We start from the raw sequence: 13,982 nt of genomic DNA on the forward strand, positions 1-13,982 counted from the left end.
ATTAAAATATAATTCTGTCCTGTTATTTTGGCTACAACAAGTAGTTGAAAGCTAAGCCACTTGAGAGAGCACTTCTTCCAAATCGTGTACCGTAATTGGTTTTAAAATATAGTTTTTGATCAGTTCATACTGTTTCGTCTTTTGCAAATCTTCAGGATCTACAGAAGAACTCACCACAAATAACGTAATGTGATTTCTATCTTCCTGAGGAATTTTTTTAAAACTTTCCAAAAACTCCCAGCCATCCATAATCGGCATATTTAAATCCAGAAAAAACAAGTCCGGCAATTTTTCACCCTTCTCTAGCATCTCCCTGAGACTTTTAAGGGCTTCCTGACCATTGGCGTATACACGTAAACTTCCAAAGGCTTTCATCTTCCGCATTAATAATTTAACCCCAAAGACAAAAAGTTCATCATCGTCTATGATGCATGTGCTCTCCAAATTTTTCATTTCAATCGTTCTAAGATTCTGTAAAACTCAAGCTAAAGGTGCTCCCAACTCCTACGGTACTTTCCACAGTTATTTGACCATTCATGGCTTCAATTTGATTTTTCGTAATAAATAGTCCAATACCCCTGGCATCCTTATGATTATGAAAGGTTTTATACATGCCAAAAATCTTTTTCCCATGCCTTTCCAAATCAATTCCCTGCCCATTGTCCCTAAAATGCAAATCAATGCCATGTGGTGTAATTGCCGTAGCAATCTCAATTTCAAGTACCTTGTTCGGATGGCTATATTTTATGGCATTGGTAAACAGGTTTAAAAGAATACTGTCCAAATAAGCAGGTACAGCACGCACGTACAACTTCTTGTCTACATGAATTCTGCAACGCGCGTTCTTTTTATTAAGCGCAACTATGACATTGTTTTCCACGCTCTTTATTGCAGAGAGCAGGGGAACATCTTCCATTTTTTCTTCAATATTGGTCTTTATCTGGACAACCTCGTTTAAGTGAAATATAGTTTCATCCAGACTTTCTGAAGCCCCCTTCAGCATGTTGAGCACACTCTTATATTCTTCAATGTCTATATCCTTATCTTCTACAGGATTTCCATATTGCAAAAGCAATCCGGTAAGCATAGAGAGATTGCTAGAATGTGATCTTAAATTATGAGAAACAATATGGGCAAAATTCCGGAGGTTCTCATTCTGCTTTTTTGTGATCGACAATAGGTTTTTCAATTGTATCTCGGCTTCTTTGATCAAGGTAATATCCCAATTGGTTCCTATGAAACTCAATGCTTTTCCCTTTTCATCGCGCTGAATCGTAGATTCCGTTTTAATATGCCTTACCTTTTTATTGGGCAACACAATTCTAAACTCCGTCTTAAATTCTTGATTTCCTTTTAAAGCTACCTTAATCTCGCGTTGACACCTTTCTTGATCCTCCGGATGTAATTTTGATTTCCAATCTTTAAAAAACCCGGAAAAATCCTCTTTCTGAATACCGTAAAGCGGATACATATTCTCGTCCCAAATAAAGATATTTTCAGACAAATTGTATTCCCAAATTCCCACTCGCGCTGCTTTGGTGGCAATTTTCAGGCGTTCGGAAATCGCCGAGTATTCCAATTCATCTCTTTTCTTTTTATCAATATCCTGAAAAATGCCAAAAAGGCGAACACATTTCCCTTCAATAAACTCTGCCTCTCCTTTTGCCCTGACCCAAATCTCATTTTGATTTGCCGTTACAATTTTTAATTCGGTATCCCAAGGTTTTCCGGTAGCGATACATTCACTAACCAGTAATTCTATTTTTTCCCGATCTGCTCCCTTTTTATAAAACTCGATTCCTGTTTCCAAGGTAGGTACAAAATCGGGATCAACTTCGTGGATTTCCTTGGTCACTTCCGTCCAAAAGAGCTGGTTTGAGGTAAGATCCATTTCCCATCCACCAATACGAGCTACCCTTTGGGCTTTCAATAAAAGGTTTTCTATACGCTTTTCTTCCGTGATATCTTCGAGAATAACAATTATCCCTCCTATGCTTCCATCCTCTGACTTCCAAGGATTTATTTTCCATTTTAACCATTGCATCCCACCATCTTCGCAAAGAAACTTTTTACCCTGGTTCATACTCGTCTCTCCCTCCAAGCACTCTTTTAAGATGGCAAGAAGTTCTGGAGGTGTATGCGGAAGTACTTCCCTGTAGGGCTTTCCTATAATATTGTGATCAAGGATTTTTAATTCTTGAATCCAAATCTTGGAGTGGCAAAGAAAACACATGTTCTTATCCAGAATAGCTACCGCCGTCGGGGAATCTTTGATCAAAAAATTAACGGATAGTACCTCCAAGCTCCTGGTTTTAAGATAAAAATTGCGTTATTCCTTTAACAAACGTAAGTTTTTTCTTTAAATTATATAAATTTTATCGTATAAATCCAAATTTTTTATCTTTTACACAAAAAGTGTGGAAATTCCATCAATTCCTGGTCGCCCATAATTGCTCCAAGATGCAAGCACTACTATTCCTATTCCTTCTTCGCCGATCTTCCTCCCTTCTCATAACAAAAAGAAAATAATAATGGCAAAACCTGTATTTTTAGACTGGGTATATGGCCAAGGAATAAGGGTATGAAAACAAAATACAAGATAGGTTGGAAAACAGCCGCTGCTTTGGTGATTTCCAATATGATCGGCACTGGAGTGTTTACAAGTTTAGGATATCAACTAGTTGATATTCAGAATACATGGAGTATACTACTTATCTGGTTGTTAGGAGGTTCTTTTGCTCTGATCGGGGCCTTTACCTATGCGGAACTGGGCACTAATTTTGATGAATCCGGGGGCGATTATGTCTTTCTTTCCAAATTATTGCATCCCCTAATAGGTTATGTATACGCTTGGATATCGCTCACTGTTGGTTTTACGGCTCCGATTGCCATAGCGGTAATGGCCATGAAGGGATACTTACAACCTATTAATCCGCAATTGTTTACGGATGGGTTCGGCGTTTTTATTATTTTGCTGCTAACTGCGGTTCATTCTATAACCCTAGGTCAAAGCGAACGGTTTCAGAATATGTCAACTTTGATCAAAATAGGATTCATTCTTATTTTAATCATCCTGGGGCTTTATTACATTCCGGCCCAAGAAAACGCTATTGACTTCAGTAGCTCTTGGAAAAATGAAATTCTTCTTCCGGGTTTTGCAGTATCGCTTTTGTACGTCACCTATGCGTATACCGGATGGAATTCCGCTGCCTATATTGTTGATGAAATAGAAGACCCCCGACGCCATCTCCCCAAAGCGCTGATCTTAGGAACGGTTTTGGTCACGGGACTCTATGTGCTGTTGCAATTTATTTTTTTAAAACATGCATCGGCAGATCAACTTAGCGGAAAGGTGGAAGTGGCCTTTATCAGTTTCAAAAATTTACTGGGCACCACTGGAGGGAATTGGGTAAGTTATTTTATTGCTATACAACTTATTGCCACGGTAAGTGGATATCTATGGATCGGATCGAGAGTTAGTTTTGCTATGGCCAAAGACCATTCGTTATGGAAGCCTATTGCCAAGAAAAATAAAAACGGCATCCCCGTTCGGGCACTGTGGTTACAGGCCTTTATTAGTATTATCCTCACCCTAACAGGCACGTTTGAGGAGGTTATGTTATACGCAAGCTTTGTGTTACAATTGATGGGAACACTGACGGTAGCCTCCCTCTTTTGGTTAAAAGGAAGAAAAGGAGCATTTAAAAGTCCCTTAAAACCTTTTCTTCAAATTGCCTTTGTACTGTTTAGTATATGGATATTGGGTTATATGCTATTTGAAAGACCCAAGGAAAGTCTCATTGGCCTTGGATTCATTGCCACGGGGGTCATCACCTATTTTTTATCCGCTGAAAAAATTAAGAAGCTATAGCTTTTTTTATCTTCGTATAATTTTAAATATCCATCGCTCATGTCCAGCCCTACCCTCGAAGCATTTATACAAGGAATTCCCAAAGTAGAACTCCACTTGCATATTGAAGGCACTTTTGAGCCTGAACTTATGTTTAAAATAGCCCAACGCAACGAAAAGAAAATAGCATACAACAGTGTCCAAGAATTAAAAGAGGCCTATCGTTTCAACAATCTTCAGGAATTTTTGGACATCTATTATGCCGGGGCCAATGTACTGATACAAGAAGAGGATTTTTATGAACTCACCTGGGCGTATCTATCGCAAATACATCGGGAAAATGTAGTGCATACCGAGTTATTTTTTGATCCTCAAACCCATACTGATCGGGGCATTCCATTTGATAAGGTCATTCAGGGAATACACCGTGCCTTAGAAGATGGTGAAAAAAAATGGGGTATCAGTTACAGGCTCATCCTATCTTTTCTACGACATCTGGATGAGGCTTCGGCATTTAAGACCTTGGAAGAGGCCCTACCGTACAAGGATTGGATAGCGGGCATTGGCCTGGATTCTTCGGAGCTGGGCAATCCTCCTTCCAAATTCGAAAGGGTATTTGCCAAGGCAAGGGAAGCAGGCTTTTTAGTTGTGGCCCATGCCGGGGAAGAAGGGCCTGCATCCTATATTTGGGAAGCTCTGGACCTTCTTAAAGTAAATAGAATAGATCATGGAAATCGTGCTATGGAAGACCCCGAACTGCTGAAGCATCTGGCTCAAATGCAAATGCCCTTAACGCTATGCCCCTTATCTAACCTAGAACTTAAAGTTGTTCCCGATCTAAAAGATCATCCCATTGTAAAAATGATGGATAAAAATGTACTGGTTACGGTAAACTCCGATGATCCCGCCTATTTTGGGGGATATATGAATGCCAATTATTTAGGCATTGCCCAGGCGCTTAAGCTTTCAAAACGGCAAATCACGGATTTGGTAAAAAACAGCTTCGCGGCAAGTTGGTTGTCCAAGGAGAAAAAAGAGAAATACTTAGCGGAGGTAGAGCACTATTATGCGAAACATTCTTAGCTCCCACAACAGACGTTACAATAGGTTGATTTTCTTTAATCAGTAACTCTTTTCACCAGACACACCCAATCCTTATAATCAGAAGATATTGTTCGTATAGGTGGATTTCCCAATGCAACTACACGACCTGCTTTGACAGATGTTAAAGACCCTCTTTGCAACTCTCCTCCATTCAGAGGATCAAACCAGCGTATTTCAAATTCTCCCTTTATATGGCGCAAATCAAGGGTCGCTCCAATAACTTTGGGGAGATATAGGGCATATACCTGCTCTTCCTTCATGAAACAATAAGCTTCCTTTATATTGACTTTTTCATGCGAAGGCTTCATCTCCCAATAGGGTAAATGTTCCGTAAAAAAACCAATGGCGTGCTTAGTTAATTCCCAGAGCCGATCTCGTTGACGCCAATCTTCAGAAGTTAAATCGTTATGGGGATGCCTAGCTCCAAAATACCATTCCACTCCTGCCGCTCCGGATAATAAGGTTCCCCAGAGCGCATACTGTCTTAACGTATTGTGATCGGGATCCTCAACATCTGTTAATGCCGCAGTATGCCACATGCCTATTTCGTCCATGGTAATGAGCCATGGATGTCCTTTTTCCTGGGATTTTCTTTTCCAAGTATCCACTACTACCGAAGCCATTTCTCTCTTATCCTGTTGCAGGGATAGTCCATCGAGGTATTGGTATCCACTGATGGAATCAAGGATATCTTTTCTCAAGGGATCGTGCGAATGTGTATGCAGTAGCACAGGATGTTTATAGGGATCGGTTTCCTTAATATATTTGGCCATATCTTTTCGTTGACGGTCGTTCTGACCGATGGGTGTCCAGGAAGCCGGGCCATTTTCCTCCCCTAAATTCCAGTTCAAAGCCAGATGGTGGCCAAAACGCGTAATCATTTCATTGAAGTACAATTGCCGCATGGCCCCCGTATTTCCATGATCCAACATGGTTTCATTCTCGGTTTCCTGCAATACCATATGCAATAGAATTCCCTTTGTTTGCATATGTTGAAATACGATTTCCCACTGGGCCAACTTGCTCACATCAAAACGCGTAACATCTGTAGGATCCACGTATGGCCACACATCCTTGCCATCTCCCAAAATATTCATCGTTAAGAAATACGCAGAATTCATTCCTTTCGAAGCCAAATAATTTAAGGCGCCTATCAAAGACTTTCCCTTACCATTCTGCCAACTTGGATCTCCAGTCTTCCAATCGTTACGATGGGCCATATACTTATGGATTTCTTCAGTGGTACTGGCCTCCCCCTCCCTACTGGAAGCTTGCATCCGATACGTATCATCAAAATCTACATAACCCAACAGATTCTCGGGGCTGTTGGTCCCCCCTTTCATCCAATATTGTTCCGTGCCCTGGAAACGATAATAGCCTTTAAAGGCATGAAGACGGCCTTTTGCTCTAAAATCCACCCCATCCCGATCAGAATTTGTCACATAGAATACGCCTTCGTTATTTGGCATTTTGATTGTGGTTCCCTTGGTCAAATCAGACTTTAGAGCAATACTGTCTTCATGGTGCAATACGGCAGCATACTTCCATTCTCCTATGCGATCTGGTGTAAAGCGGACTTTCCAAATATTTCCTTTATCCGCTCCGGTTTCGGCAGCATTGCCATCTGCTGCATAAAACCCTCTAATGGTATAGGTCGTATCAGCGTGTTTAAAGGTGGTACTCAATCTATAATTTAGAAAGGGGTTGTCCTTAGCTGTTTCCGATGTTTCAGGCCCCTCAAAGGGCAAGCTAAAGGTGTGCCACTGCTTATAGACAACCGTTTCTATATCTGCGCTTTCTTTTGCATTCCCTTGAGATACCGTTGGCAGTCTAAGGCGTTCAATAGAGGTGAGTTCGGGTCCTCCCCCGCGATTTCCACTACCCGAAGCCGTGTATACATAGTCTCCTACCACCGCAAAGCCGGAACCGTGCCTACCTTCCAGCAAAGAGGGCCAGTTATGCCAGGTTCCCGTTTCTGCATTATAGACCTCAACTTCCTTATGAGCCGATTCATGGGCCAAACTTTCTCCTCCCCCAATAACAATTTCATTGTTCCAGGAGAAGGCGGCGTTTCCAGCCCTTTCTGTTGGAATAGCCATATTTTGGGTAACCTTTTCCCATTGACCGGTAGCAAAATCATAGGTATTGCCATAGCTATTGGTCAGGGCCATATCCTGTTCTGTTCTTTTGGAAGTTCTGCGGCCCGCAAATGCGTAGAGTTTATTATTGGCTACTACTGCTTGAAAATGATCTCGCGTATCTGGGGCATCTGGCAAAACGCGCCATTCCCCGGTCTCTGGGTCATATTCATCCAACCAACTTTGGTAGCCGTCCATGTGGCCGTTGGTAATACCGCCAAGGATGTAAATCTTCTTGTTGTGATATACTACTCCTGCACCTCCTCTGCGCCTGTGTTCCGGTATTTCATGACTATAGACATAGGTATCTTTATCAGGGTAATAAACAATGACCCGGTCTAAAGGTTTTTCATTGGGCCACTGCCCTGTCATGGCCCCTACGAGATATACGGCATCTCCTACTACTACAGGCTGAAAATGATGCAGTTCGATCGGGGTTGGCGATTTAGCGGTCCAGGTATTGGTTTTGGTATCAAATTCATCTGTCGGATTAATTCTTCGCCCTCCCATGAGTAGGATCTTATCCTTATAAGCCACAAGTCCGGCTTCATGCCTGGCCGTTGGAGCACCTGTGGCCGTTATCGTCTCCCAATGCCAACCCTTCATTTTTCCATCATCACAAGCTTGAATCAATACAAGAAATCCCATACACCAAAGCGGAAAACTCTGTGCAAACAGTGCTTCTGCATTAGCGAGAAACAATCTTATTCGTTTACTTATGATAATTTTTATATGTAACATCCTTTAAAAAACAGTTTTACCATCCTTTGTTATCCAATGCCTCAAGAGCAATTACCTCATCCATTTCTGCATCCATTGTTCCTGCTACTGCAATGGCTCCGATCAGTTCTTCTTTATATATAATGGGATATGCCCCTTTTAGGGGTACATAAGCCTCCGAAGTGGCTCCTTCCAAGCTCAGCATGGGGGAGCGCCCTTCTAGTATTACACGTTCCAAATCTATGGTGGGCCGCTTAAAAGCTGTTGCTGTTGCCGCTTTGCCCATAGCGATTTTTGAAGCGCCACACATGGTACCGTCCAGACTTTCCAATAGGATAAGACTTCCATTACGGTCCACAATAGCAATAGCCCCGGGAACTTTATGTTTTTTCGCCGATCTGGTAGCTGCATCCATAAGCGCCTTAGCATCGGCATAGGTAATTTGATATATTTCTTTTGGCATATCTTAAAGTCTATAAATTTCTTTTCGTACCAGTTGCATTAAATCCATATGCTTTTCTTCGTGCATTAAACGTCTATATTTATCGCGATCAAGATGTTCCACAATATTCCAAATGGCCTTATTCATTTCCGCATGTTCTGTAAAAAAGCCGATCATATCAAAAATACGGGGGGAAGCATCGGCGGTGAAGTACTTGTCATAGCCAAATTCCTTAGCATAGAAAAAGAATTCGACTGTATGTAAAAAATTTCTGGAGCCTCCTATCAGATCCCAATCAAATTGCCAATCATTATCATTGGTATGCAAATAGTAATCTACATTGGACTGCTCGCACAAGGCCAATACTTGCGCCGGATTTTCCTTGGCCAGAAGTGAATGCCCAAAGTCTATCGTAATCCCAGTAGCGCTATTTTGAACTTCTTTTAGAAAGACGATGGTCTTGGCACAACTATCCAGATGACAATTTACGCGAGTCTCATTGATCTTATACTCAATAAATAATGGCATCTCCGGTTTATAGTCTGCAGCTTCCGCTACCGCATCGATCATATTTTTCCACGCTTTGGGATAGTCCACCTGAAATAGGTTATCAAAACCATCGGATAGAGGACAACAGGTAACCAATGGGGCTCCTACGGCCAAAGCATAGTCCTTAGCATCTTTGATCATTTGTACGGCATCTTGACGCAATTGTGCGTTTGGGCGGGATAAGGCTCCGGGCACCCATTTGGTTTCTTTCTTGATATTGGCATTCACCGCGGCAAATTCCAATCCCATTTCCTGCATTAGTGCCTTGGTAGCCACTGCCTCTTCCGTTTCATAGGGAAATACAATTTCCACTCCGGTAACACCATCGATTTTTTGTACAATCTCCAGTCGCTCGCGAAGCCCTGTGGGTTCTTGATATTCAGAAAATCGATCTTGGGTCTTACTCAAAAAAGCAGTAATAATGCTTTGTTTCATCATTGTTTTCTTTCTTTATTGTTGGTGTATTGTGTTTTCTTTAATAGGAACTTTCCGGAGCACCTTCTATTATTGTTTTACGCACTACGGCCGGGTCAGTAAACTGATCTAGAAGATCTGTAACCGTGGTAGAAAAAGAATACATTACGGCACCTCTTTCCCCAGCCTGAAACCAATGTTTAGTTCCCGCAGGAAGCACCAGCTGTTCTCCCGGAAGAAGTTCAACCTCGTGTCTTAAGGTGTAACAACTCTCCTTTCCTTCCACGATAAATCCTTTTTCCATGGTATCATCACCGGGGATATAGAAATAAAGGTCTCCGGCGATGGCGCGAATTACCTCTTCCTTACCTGCATCATCCCCAACAGTGGGATGCCAATGTTCGGGCTCGGTTTGATATGGTAGCAACACCAATATTTTTCCGGCAATTCGCTCGGTCTGAAATAGGGTCAATATCTGCACTCCCTCCTTCTTAATGTGGTTCAGACCAAAATCAGCTGCCGTCATTTGGGCTTTATCTTCAGGAGTAAGAAATAATCCTGCAGCCTCAATCATCGCAATCGATTGCTGACAGACTTCCTTAAATTCTTCTAATTTTATCATCGTTTTATGGTATCGTATTGAGTACTAATGGCTCTTCGGGCTTCACGGCCAACCAAATGGGAATTGCCAGTAGATTTAAAAAAGCCGCCAAAAAAAAGAAAGGCGTATGCGAACCTGTAAAGGCCACCATATAGGGAAATGCCAAGGCTGTAAAGAACGACCCTAGATTACCGGCCATGTTCATAGTTCCGCTCACCGCTCCGGAATGTAATTTTCCAATATCCAAACATGTGGACCAAGACGGACTTAAGGTCATATCTGCTCCAAAAACGGCAAGGGAAATAAAGACAATGGCGCCATTTACCTCTTCCATGTATACACTGGCCACAATACCTATTGCCGCAAGTGAAAATCCAAGGATAGCTGGGAGTTTTCGGGAAAGGCTCCATTTCCCTTTTCTATATATGACATCTACCATCCAACCGGACACCCAATTTCCCAAAGCGCCAAATAGAAAAGGAGCCGAAGCATAAAATCCAGCTTCAACCGCATCCAGAGCATATTTCTCCTTCAAGTGGGGAAAAAGCCAGGTTAAACAGAAAAAAAAGGTAAAGTTACTGCTGAAGTATTGCCCCATTAAAAGCCACATGGCCTTAGAACGAAACAATTTCCCAAAAGAAATTTTTTCCCCTTCTTTTTTCTTTTCCCCTACGCCTTCTTTTATAATTTGAAGTTCCTCTTTGCTTACGGAAGCGTGACTTTCAGGTTGGTCCCTAAACCAGATATACCACAATATGGCCCAAAGCACCCCAATGCCTCCCAAAATGACAAAAGTCATTCTCCAACTGGTTATATGGATCAACCAAGCCACGATGGGCAAGGCAATTGCAGCTCCTATACGTCCTCCTGAAAAGTTAATCCCATGTACAAGGCCCCGCTCCCTTATCGGAATCCAATTAAAAACGGCACTAGCCATACTAGGAAAAGCACCTGCTTCCCCTGCCCCAAATAAGAAACGAACAATAAGCAAGGAGATGAAATTGTAGATCGCCCCGGTCAAAGCGGTAAAAAGAGACCATAAGCTCACTACTGCGGTCAGTACTTTTCTGGCACCGTATTTATCCGCCAAATGTCCCGAAGGAGTCTGAAAAAGTGCATAGCCCAAAGCAAATATGGACAATACCCAGCCCATCTGCTTATCTGACAAGGCCAGATCTTCGGCTAAAGGATCCTTAGCCACAGAAATTAAAATGCGATCGAACAGCACAATCATAGCTAGTATAAAGGTGCCGAAAACCACCCGATATCGCACAGGAAAAAAAGACGCTTTCTTAGTCATTCCTTTTTCTTAAGATCAGTTGTTTTGTTTTGTTGAGGTGTGATTTCGCCAGAGATTCGGCCAAGTCCAAATTTCTTGTTTCAATGGCCTCTATCATTTCCAAATGCTCAAGCAAAGTTTCTTCGGGACTGCGCAGCAACCCGATCAGGTCTATACAGACCAATAGATTTCCTTGATGAAAGAGTTTATTTAAAAAACTATTCCCACAACCATTGATAATGGCATCATGAAACTTTGCATCTGCTTTTTGATAGGCCACAGCATCTATCCCCCCCTCCATAAAAGGCTGGAACAATTTCTTTAATTGTAGAATATCTTTATCCGAAGCCCGTTCTGCATACAATCGTATCGCTGTACCTTCCAAGGCCATTCTACAATCATATATCTCCAGTATTTCCCGATCGTTAAATGCTTTCACAATCACTCCTCTACGAGGAATGGATTCTATAAGTCCTTCTCCCTCCAATATTTGTAATGCCGATCTCAGAGGAGTCCTACTAATTCCCAGTTGTTCGGCCAGCTTGTCCTGAACAATCTTTTGCCCGGGAAAAAGTTTCTTCGACATGATCATGGCCCTCACTTTTTTATAGGCTTGAGCACTTAATTCATTGGTGAAAATTTTGGTCATTTCGATTATATTTTTCGTATACGGTATACAATAGTAATTAATTTTTTTTAGATACACAAATGTATACCGTATACGAAATTATACGTATTAATTGCTAATTTACAGTACATTACACGTATTTAGCGCTTCGTCTACTTATTGAAAAATTTAACTAAAAAGAAAATCGATAGCTCGTTTTAACAAAAAGAAGTTGTATACCAAGGCTATTACGTTGTACAGGAAGACCATTTAGGGCAACTCCTTCAAAAGCATTGATTTTCCCTAGATGGAAATAGGTAAGTCCCAAAGAAAAGGCCCTCTTTCTACATCTCACTTCCAAATTCCATCCCAGTTTGGTTTGATTCAATTTATTGCGATTTGTTATATTGTTACCCGGGCAAAATGGTAGGAAATGCCGAGAGCAGCATGCCCGTATAAATTTGTCTTCTTAGATAACTTAAAGATGGTTTGTTCTCCAAAGATTCCTGCAAAAACGGATGACAATGACCTTGCTTCTATGAAAAGTTGATTTGGGCCTTCCTGCTCCAATCTTTCAGAAAACAAATTTCCGATAATGCGGACTTCTACTCCGTAACGCCCTTGTTCTGAAGGTTCATATCCCAGAGCAACACCTAGAAACCCTTTTCCCTGCCTATGTTTCCCGGTAAGAATATTGCCAATACCTATCCCCGGTTCCCACACAAATTGTTGTCCCCAAAGATGATATCACCATAAGAACAATAGCATACCTAGATACAAGGCTCCACTGTTCTTGGAAATAACAACTATCATAGCGCTCTCATCCGATTATTTCTTTTGTTATGTTCAACTTCGGCCAGTCCCAAGTACTCCAATAAAGGCGGTATATACATTCCAAACCTCCCCCTGAAATTCTTCTTTAGGCCATACCATCCTCTAATTGGGTTATCTTCTGCCCTCCCCCAGTGCTCTACAGTATCTGGCTTTGTAGGGACTTTTTCATCCTTACTTCCCAATAACATCCAATCGCCCCTTTCTTTAAGCATACAGTGCAAATCCTCAATACAACGCAGATCATAATGCAATACCGTCTTCCCTACCGTACATACCAGGATTTCCTTCCCTTCTTTTTCGTCGATATGCATGGTGTAAGAAGACGACTGTGGTGGTGTTTTTAGGAGTAATGGATTCTCTTTTGTTCCGATTTCTTCTCGATAATTCATACTAATTTCGTTTTTTATGGATTGACTATTTTGTTTGATTTAGTTTAAAGGTGGGTATTCGTGGACTACGGTTCCTTTTTCATCTAGAAATTGCAGCTTAGCCACATCCAACGAATCTACAAACAAGCGTATTCTTTCCTTCCCTTGGGTGTCTTTTAAAAGCAACTTGGGAATTTCATTTTCACTTCCCAGAAACACACGTTGCACCCCAAATTCATTATTTCGGGACATGCTGTTGAAGGTCGATTTTATCTCGGCTTTCTCTTCCTCTGTCAAATTTTTGTTGAAATACAATTCCTCGATATAATCCAAGCTCTTTTTAAAGTTTCCATTTCCCGGTCTATCATAGAGGGTGAGTCCCGATTTTACACCATTCCGATTCTCCAGATATTCCAAATTTATCACTTGGTTGTCCTTAAATCGGTCAAAAGACAAATGCCCTACTCCTGCAACACGTCCATTGGGCAATTGAAAACTATTGAAGACCAATCCGCCCATTTCATCTCCCAATTCGTTAAAAAAAATCATTCCGGCCATATATTTTCTACCATCGGCCACGGCCACCGGATACGTTTTCCCGTCCATAACGGGCTCTGCAATACGTTCTTTGTTTGATATGGCTATTACTGGAGTGCCATCAGCATTAACGATATTAATGCGCTCTGCTGTCAGCACTTTAAACCTATCCTCTTGACGGGAACTAAAACCGCTCAATAACAGGTACCCCAGAAAACCCCAGCAACAACAATTGCTGAGTACAAGAAGTCGAATTTGATTTTTACTTAAATGCATGCTAAAAATTTTAGGTTCATAGGGTATGTTTCGGCCCAGTCTGCTTAAAATGTACCTTTTCTTGTTGGTGCGATTACCATGGAAACTTCAAAAGTCCATTTCTGTAAAATTCGGTTTGAAAAAAATCAAAATTGATATAAAACCATAACAGTTTCAAACTTCAGAAAAACTGTTCTTATTTTTAAGGTTATGTCTCTTGACTTTGTATCAAAATGGTATTTTGGGATATGTTTAAAATCAATTTTCAACTGTAACAAAAGCCT

General features: G+C 41.4%; 13 protein-coding genes. 2 read left to right on the top strand and 11 right to left on the bottom strand.

What is annotated here, in order from left to right; genetic code table 11:
• Nucleotides 1–51: 51 nt before the first annotated feature.
• Together ACEXOE_RS01490 and ACEXOE_RS01495 are read right to left on the bottom strand one after the other, a co-directional pair.
• The gene (locus ACEXOE_RS01490; RefSeq protein WP_394746951.1) at nt 52–453 is read right to left on the bottom strand and encodes a response regulator; all 402 of its coding nucleotides are present in this window, start codon (nt 451–453) and stop codon (nt 52–54) included.
• Between the two features lie 10 nt (nt 454–463).
• Nucleotides 464–2,302, bottom strand: coding sequence for a PAS domain-containing protein (locus ACEXOE_RS01495; RefSeq protein ID WP_394746952.1), 1,839 nt, complete (start codon nt 2,300–2,302; stop codon nt 464–466).
• Nucleotides 2,303–2,581: 279 nt separating this feature from the next.
• Here ACEXOE_RS01495 and ACEXOE_RS01500 point away from each other — a divergent pair, with 279 nt between their 5' ends.
• Both ACEXOE_RS01500 and ACEXOE_RS01505 read left to right on the top strand, forming a co-directional pair.
• Nucleotides 2,582–3,871, top strand: coding sequence for an APC family permease (locus ACEXOE_RS01500; protein ID WP_394746953.1), 1,290 nt, complete (start codon nt 2,582–2,584; stop codon nt 3,869–3,871).
• Between the two features lie 39 nt (nt 3,872–3,910).
• Nucleotides 3,911–4,933, top strand: coding sequence for an adenosine deaminase (locus tag ACEXOE_RS01505; RefSeq protein WP_394746954.1), 1,023 nt, complete (start codon nt 3,911–3,913; stop codon nt 4,931–4,933).
• Between the two features lie 35 nt (nt 4,934–4,968).
• Here the strand turns inward: ACEXOE_RS01505 and ACEXOE_RS01510 are convergent, their stop codons facing one another.
• The 9 genes from ACEXOE_RS01510 to ACEXOE_RS01550 form a co-directional block, all read right to left on the bottom strand.
• Nucleotides 4,969–7,833: a Kelch repeat-containing protein gene (locus ACEXOE_RS01510; RefSeq protein WP_394746955.1), complete on the bottom strand. Its 2,865-nt coding sequence runs from the start codon at nt 7,831–7,833 to the stop codon at nt 4,969–4,971.
• Nucleotides 7,834–7,849: 16 nt separating this feature from the next.
• The gene (locus tag ACEXOE_RS01515; RefSeq protein ID WP_394746956.1) at nt 7,850–8,275 is read right to left on the bottom strand and encodes a GlcG/HbpS family heme-binding protein; all 426 of its coding nucleotides are present in this window, start codon (nt 8,273–8,275) and stop codon (nt 7,850–7,852) included.
• Nucleotides 8,276–8,278: 3 nt separating this feature from the next.
• Nucleotides 8,279–9,241, bottom strand: a complete 963-nt coding sequence (locus ACEXOE_RS01520; protein WP_394746957.1) for a sugar phosphate isomerase/epimerase family protein — start codon at nt 9,239–9,241, stop codon at nt 8,279–8,281.
• Between the two features lie 37 nt (nt 9,242–9,278).
• A complete protein-coding gene (locus tag ACEXOE_RS01525) occupies nt 9,279–9,839 on the bottom strand; it encodes a D-lyxose/D-mannose family sugar isomerase (RefSeq protein WP_394746958.1) in 561 nt (186 codons plus the stop codon).
• A 4-nt stretch (nt 9,840–9,843) separates the two neighbouring features.
• Nucleotides 9,844–11,118 (bottom strand): MFS transporter, encoded by a 1,275-nt coding sequence (locus ACEXOE_RS01530; RefSeq protein ID WP_394746959.1) that lies wholly within the window; start codon nt 11,116–11,118, stop codon nt 9,844–9,846.
• Nucleotides 11,111–11,746 carry a GntR family transcriptional regulator gene (locus tag ACEXOE_RS01535; RefSeq protein WP_394746960.1) on the bottom strand — a complete coding sequence of 212 codons (636 nt, stop codon included), beginning with the start codon at nt 11,744–11,746 and terminating at the stop codon, nt 11,111–11,113. Before ACEXOE_RS01535 ends, ACEXOE_RS01530 begins: the two co-directional genes overlap by 8 nt.
• A 360-nt stretch (nt 11,747–12,106) precedes the next feature.
• Nucleotides 12,107–12,427: a hypothetical protein gene (locus ACEXOE_RS01540; protein WP_394746961.1), complete on the bottom strand. Its 321-nt coding sequence runs from the start codon at nt 12,425–12,427 to the stop codon at nt 12,107–12,109.
• 86 nt (nt 12,428–12,513) lie between these two features.
• Complete coding sequence (locus ACEXOE_RS01545; RefSeq protein WP_394746962.1) at nt 12,514–12,927, bottom strand: DUF6855 family protein; 414 nt, start codon at nt 12,925–12,927, stop codon at nt 12,514–12,516.
• 39 nt (nt 12,928–12,966) lie between these two features.
• Entirely contained in the window at nt 12,967–13,719 is a 753-nt protein-coding gene (locus ACEXOE_RS01550; protein WP_394746963.1) for a hypothetical protein, read from the bottom strand.
• Nucleotides 13,720–13,982 lie beyond the last annotated feature (263 nt).

Origin of the sequence: Spongiimicrobium salis (assembly GCF_043678055.1) — a bacterium.
In the GTDB taxonomy this organism is placed as follows: Bacteria; Bacteroidota; Bacteroidia; order Flavobacteriales; family Flavobacteriaceae; genus Spongiimicrobium; species Spongiimicrobium salis.